The organism is Coprococcus sp. AF102-57 (genome assembly GCF_027686195.1).
Classification (GTDB): Bacteria; Bacillota; Clostridia; order Lachnospirales; family Lachnospiraceae; genus Allocoprococcus; species Allocoprococcus comes.
Map to the genome: position 1 here is coordinate 1 of NZ_JAQCSY010000040.1, position 14635 is coordinate 14635.

The following is a 14635-nucleotide window of genomic DNA, read 5'->3' on the forward strand; positions in this document are numbered from 1 at the left end:
AGTGGAAATCCTGTGTATTTAACTAAAAACGAATATGGCGCTAATTCGTTGGGTGGCGGCTTTTGTATTTGCGATAAGTGTTATGATAACAACAAGAAGCTTGCTGGTTTATGTTGCCGTATGAGGCAGAGGATTATGCAGAAAATTTGATCTCTCAGGTGCGAAAAAAAGATGAAAAAATAGAACAACGGGACTTTGATATGGCTAAAATGGTTGATTTTCTCACTTAAACAAGCTATTATTAAAAGTAATTGTCTTAATAAAATACCCGTTTCAAATTCATTGTTTACAGTATTATATAATATGATAAAGTATCGCTGTAGTCGCATTCAGTCGTAAGTAGTCGCATACAATTCTTACGACTGAAAAACGGTCGTAAAACAGCAAAAAACGGGGTAAAATTTGGGGCATTTTTTTGCAAAAAAACGGTAAAAAATAAAGTGGTTTTAAAATTGAAAATATTATAAATTGTAAAATTTATACGCTTAAAATTGTGTGAAAATCACAAACAAATAAACTGAAAGTGGAGGAAAAATGAGGAAATTAGCATTAAATGATGATATTTTACTGAATATAGAGAAACCTGCCCGCTACATTGGACACGAAGTCAATTCGGTCATGAAGGACAAAAAAGCGGTAGATATTCGGTTTGCAATGTGTTTCCCGGAGGTATATGAGGTTGGTATGTCCCATCTGGGAATCCAGATTCTGTACGATATGTTCAACCGCCGGGAGGATACCTGGTGTGAGAGAGTATACTCTCCGTGGATCGATCTGGATAAGATCATGCGCGAAAAACATATTCCACTTTTTACCCTGGAATCTCAGGATCCGGTGAAGGAGTTTGACTTTCTTGGAATCACATTACAGTTTGAGATGTGTTACACCAACGTGCTTCAGGTACTGGATTTGTCTGGTATCCCACTTCACAGTGCGGACAGAACTTTAGAAGATCCGTTTGTAATTGGTGGAGGACCGTGCGTGTATAATCCAGAACCACTGGCAGAATTTTTCGATATGTTCTATATCGGAGAGGGCGAAGTGGTTTATGATGAACTTCTGGAAGCATACAAAAAGTGGAAAAGAGCCGGAAAAAGCCGGAAAGAATTTCTGGAAATGGCAGCAGAGATTGAGGGAATTTACGTTCCTTCTTTTTATGATGTTACTTACAAAGAAGACGGCACAATCGAATCTTTCCTGCCAAACAATCCGCATGCAAAGGAAAAAATCAAACGAGTAGTTGCGGCAGATATGAGCCAGACAACCTATCCGTTAAAGCCGGTTGTTCCGTTTATCAAAGTAACTCAGGACAGAGCGGTTCTGGAGATTCAGCGCGGCTGTATCCGTGGATGTCGTTTCTGTCAGGCGGGAATGGTTTACCGTCCGACACGTCCGCGTGATATCAACATGCTCAAAGAGACAGCACGTGCAATGCTGAAAAATACGGGACATGAAGAGATCACCTTAAGTTCTTTAAGTTCCAGTGATTACAACGAACTGGAAGAGATCGTCACCTTCCTGATCGATGAGTTCCACACACAGGGCGTCAACATTTCCCTGCCGTCCCTTCGTATCGATGCATTTTCTTTGGATGTTATGAGCAAGGTGCAGGATGTGCGTAAGAGCAGTCTGACCTTCGCCCCGGAAGCCGGAACACAGAGGATGCGTAATGTAATCAATAAAGGTCTGACGGAAGATGACATTTTAAATGGAGCCGGACAGGCTTTTGAAGGTGGATGGACGAAGGTCAAGCTCTACTTCATGCTTGGACTTCCGACCGAAACCCAGGAAGACATGGAAGGAATTGCTGTTCTTGCAGATAAAGTAGCACGCCGGTATTATGAGATTCCGAAGGATCAGAGAAATGGAAAATGTCAGATCACGGCAAGTAGTTCCTTCTTTGTACCGAAACCATTTTCACCGCTTCAGTGGGCGACCATGCAGCCGATGGAAGAATATATCCGCCGTGCAGGAATTGTACAGGAAGCATTCCGCAACCAGCTGAACCGCAAGAGTCTGCGCTACAACTGGCATACCGCCGAAGTAACCGTTCTGGAAGGCGTCTTTGCCCGCGGTGACCGGAAGGTCGGAAAGGTTCTGGAAGAGGCTTACCGTCTTGGCTGTATTTACGATGCGTGGGATGAGTATTTTGATTATGATAAATGGCTGCAGGCCTTTGAAAATACAGGTGTAGACATGGATTTCTATAATCTCAGAAAGCGTGAATTAGATGAAATCTTCCCATGGGATTTCATCAATTGTGGCGTGACAAAATCTTTCCTTATAAGAGAATGGAAGAATGCAATGGAAGGGAATGTAACCCCGAACTGCCGTGCAAAATGTTCCGGCTGTGGGGCAGCAAGTTACGGAGGAGGTGTCTGCTTTGAAGGCAAGAATTAAATTTCGGAAAAATGGAGTGATGAAGTTCATCGGACACCTGGATATCATGCGGTATTTCCAGAAAGCGATTCGCCGTGCCGAGATTCCGATCGCATTTACCAGTGGTTACAGCCCGCATATGATCATGTCTTTCGCTAATCCACTTGGCGTAGGGCTTACCAGTGACGGGGAATATTTTGATATCGAATTGACCGAGTCAATCGCCAGCAAAGAAGCGGTCAGACGGCTGAATGAACAGATGGTAGACGGCATGGAGATCGTCAGCTTTGTGCAGATCCCGGATGATAAGAAAAGCAAAGGAATGTCAATCGTAGCAGGTGCCGACTATTTATCTTCGGTAAAAAATGGCAGCCTGCCGGAAGATCTTGCTGAAAAGCTGGAAGCTTTTTATGCGCAGAATGAAATCTGTGTGGTCAAAAAGACGAAAAAGAGTGAAAAAGAAGTGGACATTCGTCCAATGATCTACAAGCTGGAATGCCGGGACGGAAAGATTTATATGCGTGTGGCAGCAGGAAGTGTCCAGAACTTAAAGCCGGAGCTGGTCACAGAAGCGTTTGTCCGCTATCTTGGTATGGATGCGGAGGAAGTGACCTTTACCCACCACAGACTGGAAACTTTTGCGGAATCCGAAAACACGGAGAGCAAGATGATTCTGGTTCCACTGGATGCGCTTGGAACGGAGATTGTGTAGATGGAACGAAAAGTACTCCTTACGGAATGCATGAACCGCCGGGTGCTTGCAATTTTAGAGGATGAGAAAGTAACGGAATTTCACTTTGGCAGTAGCGAAGAAAAAAAGAGCTGCCGCCTGGGTGAAATTTATGTCGGAAGAGTACGGAAAATCCTTCCGAATATCGGTGGCGCATTTGTTGAAATTGCAAATGGTGAGCAATGCTATTTTGCGCTGGATGGAAAATATACCCCGGTTTTCACCAATAAGATTGGAAAGAAGCCACTTGTGATCGGTGATGAACTTCTGGTTCAGGTGGAGAAAGAAGCAGTGAAAACCAAGCAGCCTGTCGTGACCGGGAACTTAAATTTCACCGGGCAGTATGTAGTACTGACTTCCGGCAATCGTATCATTGGTGTATCCGGTAAAATTCACGGTGTCAGGAAAGAAGAACTGCAAAAGCTGGGACAGGACTATATAGACTGTGATTTCGGATTGATTTTCCGGACAAATTGTGTGGAAGCAGAAGAAACACAGATCCGTGCCGAAATTGACAAACTGGCAGAGAACTATCACAGAATCGTAGAATATGGCAAGATGCGGACCTGCTTCAGCTGTCTGCAGAGTGCACCGGATCCGTGCGTACAGGCACTCCGGGATATTTACAAAAAAGATTTGACGGAAATTATTGTAGAGGAAACGGTAGAAGATGGAGCTTTGTATAAAGAAGTTCAGACTTATCTGGAAACGGAAATGCCAGATGAACTTCCGCTTCTCCGTGCGTATACGGATCCGTCTTATCCACTTGTAAAATGCTATAACCTGGAAGGGGCGATCCGAGAAGCCAGACAAGAACGGGTATGGATGAAATCCGGGGCTTATCTGGTGATCCAGCCAACCGAGGCGCTGACTGTAATCGATGTCAATTCTGGAAAATGTCTGAAAAAGAATTCTCATTTTCCGGAGATCAACCGGGAGGCAGCAAGGGAAGCAGTCCGCCAGATCCGGCTCCGCAATATTTCCGGTATCATTATTATTGATTTTATCAACATGAAATCAGCAGAAGAGAAGAAAGAACTTCTTGCGTATCTGCAGCTGGAATTAAAGAAGGACCCAAATCCCGGGAATGTGATGGGAATGACGAAACTGCAGCTGGTGGAAATTACACGAAAGAAAATCCGAAAAACACTGGAGGAAAGTTTACATGGGTAAAAAAGAAGTCAAAACAAATGCAATGCGAATTTTAGATAAAATGAAAATTTCTTATGAATATCAGACCTATGAATGCGATGAATTCACAGACGGAATTGAAACCGCCGACAAGCTGAATCTGCCTCACGAACAGGTTTACAAGACCATTGTCACAACTGGAAAAAGTGGTGAACATTATGTGTTCGTGCTCCCGATCGAAGCGGAGATTGATTTTAAGAAGGCTGCAAAAGCGGTTGGTGAAAAATCTATTGAAATGCTTCGTTTAAAGGAGTTAACACCGCTTACCGGCTATGTGCGTGGTGGATGCACTTCGATCGGAATGAAAAAGCATTTTCCGACGATCATTGATGCAAGTGCACAGCAGTTTGAGAAAGTCTATGTAAGTGCCGGAAGAATCGGTGCACAACTGACACTTGCACCGGAGGATTTGAGAAAAGCAGCGGATGCTACATTTGCAGATGTAATTCATGCATAGAAAGTTTTCAAAAAAAGAAATTCTATTAGACAAAATGCAAGATTTTCAACAGATTCCAAAAGAAAATCTTGCATTTTTCACGTCAGCGTAATAAAGTAATAACTACATAAGTGTAGAAACATCTGCCCGGTGTTTCTACAGAAAATGCAGGTTTGCCATGTGCAGATCAGAATACATGAATTGAGAGATGGAGGAATACCAACAGATGATTAAGGTAGTGAAATTCGGCGGAAGCTCTCTTGCCGATGCAGTACAGATTAAAAAGGCAGGAAAGATCGTTCTTTCAGAGGAAGCAAGACGTTACGTTGTACCGTCTGCTCCGGGAAAGCGTTTTTCCGACGACACCAAGGTAACAGATATGCTGTATCGTTGTTACGGCGCAGCTGTAAAAGAGAAGAAATTTACAGAATTACTCGCTGACATTCAGAAGAGATATCAGGAAATCATTGAAGGGCTTGGGATCACTCTTTCTCTTGACGAAGAATTTGCCACCATCCGTGATAATTTTGCAAAGAAGATCGGAAGGGATTATGCTGCTTCCCGTGGAGAATATTTAAACGGACGTGTAATCGCAGCTTATCTTGGATATGAGTTTATCGATGCGGCAGAAGTAATCAAGTTCGATGAAAATGGGAACTTCCTTTCAGAAGAAACTAACCAGGTACTTGCAGACAGACTTTCAAAAGTAGAACGTGCCGTGATTCCTGGATTCTACGGAGCACGTCCAGACGGAACGATCCAGACATTTTCCCGCGGCGGATCTGATGTAACAGGATCGATCGTTGCAAGAGCCACACATGCTGATATGTATGAGAACTGGACAGACGTATCCGGATTCCTCATTGCAGATCCCCGTATCATCAAGAATCCAAAAGGAATCGAAGCAATTACTTACAAAGAGTTACGTGAACTTTCTTATATGGGTGCCAGCGTATTGCATGAAGATGCAATCTTCCCGGTTCGTAAAGAAGGAATCCCGATCAACATCCGTAATACAAACGCACCGGAAGAAAAGGGTACTCTGATCGTAGAAGGAACCTGCAGAAAGCCGAAGTATACAATTACCGGTATTGCAGGAAAGCGTGGATTTGCTTCTATTACAATTGAAAAAGCAATGATGAACTCAGAAGTCGGATTTGGCCGCAAGGTTCTTGGTGTATTTGAAGATGAAGGGATTTCTTTTGAACATATGCCGTCAGGAATTGATACTATGACTATCTTTGTCCATCAGGATGAATTTGAAGAACATGAGCAGAAAGTGCTTGCGGGCATCCACCGTGCCGTGAATCCGGATGACATCGAACTGGAATCCGATCTTGCACTGATCGCTGTTGTTGGACGTGGAATGCGCCAGACACGCGGTACAGCCGGAAGAATTTTCTCCGCACTGGCACATGCACATGTCAATGTAAAAATGATCGACCAGGGATCCAGTGAGCTGAATATCATCATCGGTGTGAGAGAGCACGACTTTGAAGCAGCAATCAAAGCAATTTATGATATTTTTGTTAACACTCAGCTGTAAATCTTCAATTCGATCCTCAAATATGGTATAGTACAGGTGTTGGGGAAAACTCCCCTGTACAGAACATTCATACAAGAGAGGATACGAAAATGAACATATTATTTTTCCTGAAGCCAAAAGCAGAAGTGGCATTTGTATATGACTACCACACGCTCAGACAGGCAATGGAAATCATGGAGTACCACAAATACTCATCCATTCCGATGATCAACAGGGAAGGTAAATACGTCGGCACAATCACCGAAGGAGACCTGCTCTGGGGACTTAAGAAGCTGAACATCCTGAATCTGAAAGGAGCAGAAGACGTTGCAATCACGAAGATTGCAAGAAGAGCAGATTACCGGCCGGTAAGCGCTGATTCTAATATGGAAGATCTGATGGAAAAAGCGATGGATCAGAACTTTGTTCCGGTCATAGATGACCAGAAGAATTTCATAGGAATTATCACAAGAAAAGACATTATCGGATATTGTTACGAAAAAATTAAAAAAATTGCAAATTAGGGGTTGACTTTGTGCGGTATACCACTGTATAATACAGAGGTATGCCGCACAACGAGGTTATAAGTCCTGATTTGATCAGACACCGTAGTTGGCGAGTAATGATAATAGGAGGTGCCATATGTACGCAATTATAGCAACAGGTGGTAAACAGTACAAAGTAGCCGAAGGCGATATCATTAAAGTAGAAAAGCTTGGTGTGGAAGCCGGACAGTCTTATACTTTTGACCAGGTTCTCGCAGTAAGTGGTGACGAGCTTAAAGTTGGAACACCAGTAGTAGAAGGTGCAACAGTTGAAGCATCTGTAATTGGTGATGGAAAAGCTAAAAAAGTTATCGTTTACAAGTATAAGAGAAAAACAGGTTACCACAAGAAAAACGGACACAGACAGCAGTATACAGCAGTTAAGATCGAAAAGATCAACGCGTAAGAAGCTGGTGGTTATATGATACGAGTAACCATTTATAAAGATGAAAAACATCAATGTGTAGGTTTCAAAGCACATGGTCATGCAGGATTCAGTGAAGAAGGACAGGATATTGTCTGCGCAGCTGTTTCCGTACTTACGATCAATACTTTGAATGCCATTGAGAAATTTGCGGATGACCGTACAAGCCTTGTATCCGATGAATCCAAAGGACTCATTGACTATCGACTTAAAGGTAATCCGACTCGCGAGGCAAAGCTTTTGCTTGACGCGATGGTTCTTGGTCTGGAAGAAATTGCAGAAGATGAGAACTACAGAGAATATATGGATTTGACATACGAGGAGGTGTAACAACCATGATGAAATTAAACCTTCAGTTTTTCGCTCATAAAAAAGGAGTTGGTTCTACAAAGAACGGTCGTGACTCTGAATCTAAGAGACTTGGAGCAAAAAGAGCAGACGGACAGTTTGTAAAAGCTGGTAACATCCTTTACAGACAGCGCGGAACAAAGATTCATCCAGGAATCAATGTAGGTCGCGGTGGTGACGATACATTATTTGCACTGGTTGACGGTGTTGTTCGTTTTGAAAGAAAAGGAAGAGATAAGAAACAGGTTTCTATCTATCCAGTAGCTGAATAAGCAGATCTAACAGAGGCTTCAAACTTTTTTGGTTTGAAGCCTTGTTTTTAGTCATAAATAAGGAGGACATATTATGTTTGCAGACAGAGCAAAAATATATATCCGATCCGGAAAGGGCGGCGACGGTCACGTCAGCTTTCGCAGGGAATTATATGTTCCGAATGGCGGTCCGGACGGAGGCGACGGCGGTCGCGGCGGTGATGTAATCTTTGAAGTGGACAAAGGTCTTAACACACTGGTAGATTTCCGTCACAAAACAAAATATAAAGCACAGGACGGAGAGGAAGGCGGCAAAAAGCGCTGCCATGGTAAGGATGCAAAGGATCTGATCCTGAAAGTTCCTGAAGGGACAGTTATCCGTGAAGCAGAGACCAATAAAGTCATTGCCGATATGTCGGGCGAGAACCAGCGCCAGATTATCTTAAAAGGCGGTAAGGGCGGTCTTGGAAATATGCATTTTGCAACCTCTACCATGCAGGTTCCGAAGTATGCACAGCCGGGAAAGCCTGCACAGGAACTCTGGGTGAATCTGGAACTTAAGGTGATCGCAGACGTTGGGCTTGTAGGTTTCCCGAATGTTGGTAAATCCACATTCCTTTCCCGTGTAACCAATGCGCAGCCAAAGATTGCAAATTATCATTTCACAACACTCAGTCCGAACCTTGGAGTTGTAGATCTGGAAGGTGCAAAGGGATTTGTTATTGCAGATATTCCAGGACTGATTGAAGGAGCATCAGAAGGTGTCGGACTTGGACATGAATTTTTGCGTCATATTGAACGTACCAAGATGATGATCCATGTTGTGGATGCGGCAGGTATCGAAGGACGTGATCCGGTTGAAGACATTTATAAGATCAACGCTGAGCTGGAAGCCTATAACAAAGAAATTTCCATGCGTCCGCAGGTTATTGCAGCGAACAAGGTTGACTTGATCTATTCCGAAGATGAAGATCCGATCCAGAGACTGAGAGATGAGTTTGAACCAAAGGGAATCAAGGTATTCCCGATTTCCGGTGTGACCGGAGAAGGACTTTCTGATCTTCTTTACTATGTAAATAATGAACTTCAGAAACTGGATGACAAGCCGATCGTATTTGAACAGGAATATTTCCCGGAAGAAGAGATTATCCACATGGATCTTCCATATACCGTGGAAAAAGAAGACGATATATTTGTAGTAGAGGGACCAAAGATCGAAAAGATGCTTGGTTACACCAATCTGGATTCCGAGAAGGGATTTGCTTTCTTCCAGAAATTCCTGAAAGAAACCGGTATCCTTGAACAGCTTGAAAATGCAGGTGTTCAGGAAGGCGATACTATCCGTATGTACGGTCTTCAGTTTGAATATTACCGTTAGAAAAGAACATAATTTCAGAAAGGAGAAGTTTTATGACTTCCAAACAGAGAGCCTATTTAAAGAGCCTTGCGATGACAATGGATCCGATCCTTCAGATCGGTAAATCCAGCGTAACACCGGAACTTACCGCAGCTGTTGCAGAAGCGCTTGAAGCAAGAGAACTGATCAAGCTTCACGTTCTTCAGAACTGTGGAGATGATCTGCGTGGAATGGCAGAGATCCTTGCAGAGCGTACACGTTCCCAGGTGGTACAGGTTATCGGAAGAAAAATCGTTCTTTATAAAGAGGGAAAAGACGACAAGAAGAAAATCGTTCTTCCTTAATGAGTGGAGTATAGATTATGAGAATCGGTATTATGGGCGGAACATTTGATCCCATCCACAACGGGCATCTGATGCTTGGTGAATATGCATACCAGCAGTTCCATCTGGATGAAGTGTGGTATATGCCAAACGGCAATCCGCCCCATAAATCAAATCCGGAAATACGAAAAGATTTACAGGACCGTGCCGAAATGACACGCCTTGCAATTGAAGAGATCCCGTATTTCCGGCTTTGTACCTATGAAATGGATCGAAAGGAAACTTCGTACTCCTATCAGACAATGGAGTATTTTAAAGAGACTTATCCGCAGGATGAATTTTATTTTATCATCGGTGCGGATTCTCTTTTCAATCTGGAAACCTGGAAATGTCCGGAAAGACTTCTGAAAACAGCGGTTATCCTGGCAGCATATCGGGATGATGCAGGAGCGCCGAAAGAAATGCGCCGTCAGATCACATATTTGAAAGAAAAGTATGCATGTGATATCCGGCTTCTCCGTACCCCTGTGATGCCGGTTTCTTCCAGTGAGATCCGGCAGATGATCCGAGGAGGAGAGACAGAAGATCTTCCGATTCCGAAAAAGGTTGCAGATTATATAGATTTGAACAGATTATATCAGGTGAGTGAACATGACGGAAACAATACTTAAGATGCAGAAAAAAGTAAAACGGTACCTGGATAAAGACCGTTATGATCATACGATCGGTGTGATGCATACGGCAGGCTGTCTTGCCATGCGTTATGGTGCCAATCTGGAGCAGGCTTTGACGGCAGGACTTTTACATGACTGTGCAAAATGTGTGCCGGCAGATGAAAAGATTAAGCTCTGCGAGAAAAATCATATCGAAATTTCCGATGCAGAGTACAAAAATCCGGGACTTCTGCACGCAAAGCTGGGCGCATTTTTTGCCCGGAAAAAATATGGAATAGAAAATGAAGAGATTCTACGATCGATCGAGTCTCATACAACTGGTCGTCCGAATATGTCTCTGCTTGATAAGATCATTTATATCGCAGATTATATTGAGCCTGGAAGAGATGTTGCACCAAATCTTCCGGAAGTACGTGCGCTTGCATTTGTAGATATCGATGCATGTCTTTACCGTATTCTGGAAGATACACTTGCATATCTTGCCGAAAAAGGTGCAACGTTAGATCCTGCGACAGAAGAGACATTTTTATATTATAAAAACCTGAAAAACAGTGATTCCGAAAAGGAGGACAAAAACTGATGCAGACAATCGAGCAGTCAAGAGAGATGGCAAAACTTGCCTGCGAAGCACTCGCTGACAAAAAAGGCGAAGATATCCGTGTAATTGACATTGCAGGAATCTCTGTGCTTGCAGATTATTTTATTATTGCAAACGGAACCAATGAGAGCCAGGTAAGAGCTCTTGTCGATAATGTCGAAGAAGAACTTGCAAAAGCAGGATATGAAGTCAAACAGCGTGAAGGCTATGGCCTTGGAAGCTGGGTGCTTCTTGACTTTGGCGACATTATCGTTCATGTATTTGACAGAGAAAACCGTGTTTTCTATGATCTGGAAAGAATCTGGAGCGATGGCAAACAGGTGGATCCGGAAGAATTATAAAAGAATTCAAAATGAGAATGTGCTTCGGCACATTCTTTTTTTTAATGTAAAAAGCAGGGCATGGGCCCTGCTTTTCTGATACAATTATTCAAGATTTATAAGATTATTCACAAAGTTTAGAGAATGCATCTGCAACAAACTGTACTTTAGTTCCAACAATAACCTGTACAGAAGTTTTTCCAGGTCTAATAACACCTGCAACACCTGCAGATTTGATCACTTTGTCGTTAACTGCAGTCATATCTTTTACTTCCAGTCTCAGTCTTGTTACACAGTTGTCGATGCTTGCAATGTTTTCCTTTCCACCGCAACCTTCAAGAATCTTTGCTGCGATAGCTGTAAAGTCATCACTTGCTAATTCTACATTTTTTTCTGCTTCCAGATCGTCATCATCTTCTCTACCCGGTGTCTTCAGATCAAATTTCTTGATCGCAAAGAGGAATACAAAGTAAAATACCAAAAAAGCTGCGATTCCAAGAGGAATGATGAGCCATATCTTAGCTGCTGCCGGAAGAGAAGCAGAGAAGAATAAGTCCATCGCACCTGCTGAGAATGAGAATCCTGCACGGAATCCAAGAGCAACCGTGATCATTGTGAAGATACCATAAAGTGCTGCATAAATTACATAAAGTACCGGTGCAAGGAACATGAATCCGAATTCGAACGGTTCAGTTACACCACAGATGAATGCACAAATAGCTGCAGAAGCTACAAGTCCGATTGCAACTTTCTTTTTCGCCGGTTTTGCACATTTTACCATAGCAAGAGCTGCACCAGGGATACCAAACATCATACATGGGAAGAATCCTGACATGTACATTCCAAGACTCCATGATACGTCTGCAGATGTTTCACCAGCCCAGAAGTGCTGTAAGTCACCAAGACCGATCGTATCAAACCAGAATACATTGTTCAGTGCGTGATGTAATCCGGTAGGAATGAGCAGACGGTTGAGGAATGCATAGATACCGGCTCCTACAACATCCAGACCAACAATACCTTTTCCAATAGCAACAAGTGCTCCGAAAAGTAATGGCCATACGAATAATAAAACAACAGATGCAAGAATAGAAACAACTCCGGCAATAATTGCTACACAGCGTTTTCCACTGAAGAAAGACAACCAGTCCGGAAGCTTTGTGCTTTTGAATTTGTTGTAGCACACAGATCCGATGATACCTGCAAGAATACCGATAAACGGGTTTGCGATTTTGTCGAAGGCAAGTGTCTTTGTTGCACTGTCTGCGATAGAAGGCATGATCGTTGTAACAAATCCTGTTGAAAGAAGTGTTGTCATCATAAGCCATGAAGCAAGAGCAGCGATACCACCTGTACCATCATTTTTTTCAGACATACCGACACCGACACCGATTGCAAAAAGAATTGCCATGTTGTCGATCAAAGCTCCACCTGCTTTTACTAAAAACAGACCGATCAGATTTACTGCACCCTGGATGTCTCCACCCTGCATCGTAGCCGGACATAACCTGTATCCAATACCCATGAGGATACCACAGATTGGAAGAATAGCTACCGGGAGCATTAACGCTTTACCAAGTTTTTGTAAGAATTTCATGTTTTTCCTCCTTAGAAATAAAATAAAAGTATACACTAAACTGGACCATTCCAGTTAGCTTCGATTGAAAAAGCACAGATCCTAGGATAATTTAAGCACAGCATCCTCCAGTGTGACTTCGCCTTTCTTCTGAAGGGCTATTTTTCCATAAGTATCTGTATTACAGATGAGTACCGGAGTAATGGTATTTAATCCGGCTGCCTGGATCTTATCCAGATCAACTTCCATCAGGAGATCTCCCTGTTTTACCTTGTCACCTGCAACAACATGGGGGGTAAAAGGTTCTCCTTTCAGTGTAACGGTATCAAGACCGATATGGATCAGAATCTCTGTTCCCTGGGTGCTTGTCATAGTAACGGCGTGAAGAGTATCAAATACCATACTCACTTCCCCATCTGCCGGTGCATAGACCTTTCCCTCGGAAGGAATGACTGCAAATCCGTCTCCTAATATTTTATCCGCAAAAGTCGAATCCGGAACTTCTGTGATCGGTACGACTTTTCCGTTACACGGGGAGTGGAGTAGATTCCCCTTATTTTTTCCTTTAAATAAACCTAACATGTGATCTCCTTTCCATCTACATAGACGCTTACTATATTCAAATCTTTATCTAAAAGCACAAAATCTGCTTTCTTACCAGCGGAGATACTTCCGACCTCATGGAAAATTCCGATTTCTTTTGCCGGATTTTCAGATGCGCACATGACTGCTGTTTCAAACGGAAGGCCGACTTTCTTAACCACAAAACGCACACAGTCCATAAGATTCGTAGCAGAACCAGCAATTGTTCCATCATGCAGGGTAGCAAGATTGCCTTTTACCTTTACCGGCTGTCCGCCAAGGGTGTAATCTCCATCATTCAGACCAGTTGCTCGCATACTGTCACTGATCAGGATCATACGCTTCGCACCAAACATGGCAAAGGTTGCGCGGATCACAGACGGATGAATATGTACACCGTCACAGATCAACTCTGCATGGCATGTTTCAGAATCCCTAACTGCACCGATCACGCCCGGATTTCTATGATTCAATGGTGGCATTGCATTGTACAAATGGGTCGCATGGGAAGCACCACGCTGAATGGCTTCTTTTGCAGTATCATAATCCGATGCGGTATGAGCAAGGGATATAACCACCTCATCCTTTGCTTTCTCGATAAATTCCATGGCTCCCGGTTCTTCCGGTGCAAGATCCACCAGTTTGATCAGTCCCTTTGCCGCTTTTTGAAGCCGGCAGAAATATTCATAATCACAATGCAGGATATTTTCTTCTGCCTGGGCACCTTTTTTGGAAGCACTGATAAATGGTCCTTCCATATTGATACCGACCAGGTGTGCACCGCCATTGTAGGCGTAATCACCTGCATTTTTCATGACATTTAAAAGCTCGTCTTTAGCAATTGTCATGGTAGCCGGACAGACAGAAGTCACACCGATGGACGCTTCATATCTCGTAATGATATCCAGTGCTTCTTTTGTACCGTCGCACATGTCTGCTCCCATGCATCCGTGAAAATGAATGTCCACAAGTCCCGGAATCATATAAAGTCCCTGGGCATCCACGATCTGGGCATCCTGTTCCGAAAAATCCGAAAAACTTACAAATCTGCCATTTTCTACAACTGCATTCCCGTTCACAAAAGTATGATTTTCTGTATAAATTGACGCATTTTTAATGATCATTTTCAAAACCTCCGTTCCTTACAGACATGATTATAAAGGAAGTTTGCTAAGTGCAGCTTCGTCAGCTACCAAAGTCACATCATTATGCAGCTGTAAAACAGAAGCAGGAACCTTCGGTGTGATCGGACCAAAGAAAGCATCTCTTACGATTTCTGCTTTATCTTCGCCACTTGCAACGATCAGGATTTTCTTTGCCTGCATGATCGTCTTGATTCCCATTGTATACTTAAATGAAAAACTAAATTCCAGCTG

General features: G+C 43.1%; 17 protein-coding genes and 1 pseudogene. 14 read left to right on the plus strand and 4 right to left on the minus strand.

Features of this window, described 5'->3' with window-relative positions; genetic code table 11:
• Positions 1-534 precede the first annotated feature (534 nt).
• The 14 genes from PGZ10_RS16205 to rsfS all read left to right on the plus strand — a co-directional run bounded on the left by PGZ10_RS16205 (position 535) and on the right by rsfS (position 11122).
• On the plus strand, positions 535-2400 hold the full coding sequence (locus PGZ10_RS16205; protein WP_270541876.1) for a TIGR03960 family B12-binding radical SAM protein: 1866 nt from the start codon (positions 535-537) through the stop codon (positions 2398-2400).
• Positions 2384-3091, plus strand: coding sequence for a TIGR03936 family radical SAM-associated protein (locus PGZ10_RS16210; protein WP_117823676.1), 708 nt, complete (start codon positions 2384-2386; stop codon positions 3089-3091). The genes PGZ10_RS16205 and PGZ10_RS16210 overlap by 17 nt, the downstream gene beginning before the upstream one ends.
• On the plus strand, positions 3092-4282 hold the full coding sequence (locus PGZ10_RS16215) for a ribonuclease E/G (RefSeq protein WP_270541878.1): 1191 nt from the start codon (positions 3092-3094) through the stop codon (positions 4280-4282).
• Positions 4275-4757, plus strand: coding sequence for a Cys-tRNA(Pro) deacylase (gene ybaK, locus PGZ10_RS16220; RefSeq protein WP_270541880.1), 483 nt, complete (start codon positions 4275-4277; stop codon positions 4755-4757). Before PGZ10_RS16215 ends, ybaK begins: the two co-directional genes overlap by 8 nt.
• Positions 4758-4962: 205 nt before the next feature.
• Positions 4963-6282 carry an aspartate kinase gene (locus tag PGZ10_RS16225; RefSeq protein WP_270541881.1) on the plus strand — a complete coding sequence of 440 codons (1320 nt, stop codon included), beginning with the start codon at positions 4963-4965 and terminating at the stop codon, positions 6280-6282.
• 89 nt (positions 6283-6371) lie between these two features.
• On the plus strand, positions 6372-6785 hold the full coding sequence (locus PGZ10_RS16230; protein WP_270541882.1) for a CBS domain-containing protein: 414 nt from the start codon (positions 6372-6374) through the stop codon (positions 6783-6785).
• A gap of 118 nt (positions 6786-6903) precedes the next feature.
• Complete coding sequence (gene rplU / locus PGZ10_RS16235; RefSeq protein WP_008370484.1) at positions 6904-7212, plus strand: 50S ribosomal protein L21; 309 nt, start codon at positions 6904-6906, stop codon at positions 7210-7212.
• 15 nt (positions 7213-7227) lie between these two features.
• Positions 7228-7560: a ribosomal-processing cysteine protease Prp gene (locus tag PGZ10_RS16240; RefSeq protein ID WP_270541883.1), complete on the plus strand. Its 333-nt coding sequence runs from the start codon at positions 7228-7230 to the stop codon at positions 7558-7560.
• Positions 7561-7565: 5 nt separating this feature from the next.
• The gene (rpmA, locus tag PGZ10_RS16245; protein WP_008370482.1) at positions 7566-7850 is read left to right on the plus strand and encodes a 50S ribosomal protein L27; all 285 of its coding nucleotides are present in this window, start codon (positions 7566-7568) and stop codon (positions 7848-7850) included.
• Positions 7851-7923: 73 nt separating this feature from the next.
• Complete coding sequence (obgE, locus tag PGZ10_RS16250; protein WP_270541884.1) at positions 7924-9207, plus strand: GTPase ObgE; 1284 nt, start codon at positions 7924-7926, stop codon at positions 9205-9207.
• 32 nt (positions 9208-9239) lie between these two features.
• Positions 9240-9530 (plus strand): ribosome assembly RNA-binding protein YhbY, encoded by a 291-nt coding sequence (yhbY, locus tag PGZ10_RS16255; RefSeq protein WP_008370480.1) that lies wholly within the window; start codon positions 9240-9242, stop codon positions 9528-9530.
• Positions 9531-9547: 17 nt separating this feature from the next.
• Positions 9548-10180 (plus strand): nicotinate-nucleotide adenylyltransferase, encoded by a 633-nt coding sequence (gene nadD / locus PGZ10_RS16260; RefSeq protein ID WP_022221033.1) that lies wholly within the window; start codon positions 9548-9550, stop codon positions 10178-10180.
• Positions 10161-10763, plus strand: coding sequence for a bis(5'-nucleosyl)-tetraphosphatase (symmetrical) YqeK (gene yqeK, locus PGZ10_RS16265; RefSeq protein WP_118199198.1), 603 nt, complete (start codon positions 10161-10163; stop codon positions 10761-10763). The genes nadD and yqeK overlap by 20 nt, the downstream gene beginning before the upstream one ends.
• Before the next feature lie 8 nt (positions 10764-10771).
• Positions 10772-11122: a ribosome silencing factor gene (rsfS, locus tag PGZ10_RS16270; protein ID WP_270541887.1), complete on the plus strand. Its 351-nt coding sequence runs from the start codon at positions 10772-10774 to the stop codon at positions 11120-11122.
• A 103-nt stretch (positions 11123-11225) separates the two neighbouring features.
• Here rsfS and PGZ10_RS16275 read toward each other — a convergent pair whose 3' ends face one another.
• From PGZ10_RS16275 to PGZ10_RS16290, 4 genes and pseudogenes are all read right to left on the minus strand, one after another.
• Entirely contained in the window at positions 11226-12698 is a 1473-nt protein-coding gene (locus PGZ10_RS16275; protein WP_270541885.1) for a PTS transporter subunit EIIC, read from the minus strand.
• An 81-nt stretch (positions 12699-12779) separates the two neighbouring features.
• Positions 12780-13259, minus strand: coding sequence for a PTS sugar transporter subunit IIA (locus tag PGZ10_RS16280; protein WP_055157019.1), 480 nt, complete (start codon positions 13257-13259; stop codon positions 12780-12782).
• On the minus strand, positions 13253-14383 hold the full coding sequence (gene nagA, locus PGZ10_RS16285; protein ID WP_117558406.1) for an N-acetylglucosamine-6-phosphate deacetylase: 1131 nt from the start codon (positions 14381-14383) through the stop codon (positions 13253-13255). Before nagA ends, PGZ10_RS16280 begins: the two co-directional genes overlap by 7 nt.
• Positions 14384-14413: 30 nt before the next feature.
• Positions 14414-14635, minus strand: a pseudogene (locus PGZ10_RS16290) (6-phosphogluconolactonase); the annotation flags it as partial.

Coding starts and splice junctions, on each gene's coding strand:
- PGZ10_RS16205 (WP_270541876.1), top strand. CDS start 535: ATGAGGAAATTAGCATTAAATGATGATATTTTACTGAATATAGAGAAA.
- PGZ10_RS16215 (WP_270541878.1), top strand. CDS start 3,092: ATGGAACGAAAAGTACTCCTTACGGAATGCATGAACCGCCGGGTGCTT.
- ybaK (WP_270541880.1), top strand. CDS start 4,275: ATGGGTAAAAAAGAAGTCAAAACAAATGCAATGCGAATTTTAGATAAA.
- PGZ10_RS16225 (WP_270541881.1), top strand. CDS start 4,963: ATGATTAAGGTAGTGAAATTCGGCGGAAGCTCTCTTGCCGATGCAGTA.
- PGZ10_RS16230 (WP_270541882.1), top strand. CDS start 6,372: ATGAACATATTATTTTTCCTGAAGCCAAAAGCAGAAGTGGCATTTGTA.
- rplU (WP_008370484.1), top strand. CDS start 6,904: ATGTACGCAATTATAGCAACAGGTGGTAAACAGTACAAAGTAGCCGAA.
- PGZ10_RS16240 (WP_270541883.1), top strand. CDS start 7,228: ATGATACGAGTAACCATTTATAAAGATGAAAAACATCAATGTGTAGGT.
- rpmA (WP_008370482.1), top strand. CDS start 7,566: ATGATGAAATTAAACCTTCAGTTTTTCGCTCATAAAAAAGGAGTTGGT.
- obgE (WP_270541884.1), top strand. CDS start 7,924: ATGTTTGCAGACAGAGCAAAAATATATATCCGATCCGGAAAGGGCGGC.
- yhbY (WP_008370480.1), top strand. CDS start 9,240: ATGACTTCCAAACAGAGAGCCTATTTAAAGAGCCTTGCGATGACAATG.
- nadD (WP_022221033.1), top strand. CDS start 9,548: ATGAGAATCGGTATTATGGGCGGAACATTTGATCCCATCCACAACGGG.
- yqeK (WP_118199198.1), top strand. CDS start 10,161: ATGACGGAAACAATACTTAAGATGCAGAAAAAAGTAAAACGGTACCTG.
- PGZ10_RS16275 (WP_270541885.1), bottom strand. CDS start 12,698: ATGAAATTCTTACAAAAACTTGGTAAAGCGTTAATGCTCCCGGTAGCT.
- PGZ10_RS16280 (WP_055157019.1), bottom strand. CDS start 13,259: ATGTTAGGTTTATTTAAAGGAAAAAATAAGGGGAATCTACTCCACTCC.
- nagA (WP_117558406.1), bottom strand. CDS start 14,383: ATGATCATTAAAAATGCGTCAATTTATACAGAAAATCATACTTTTGTG.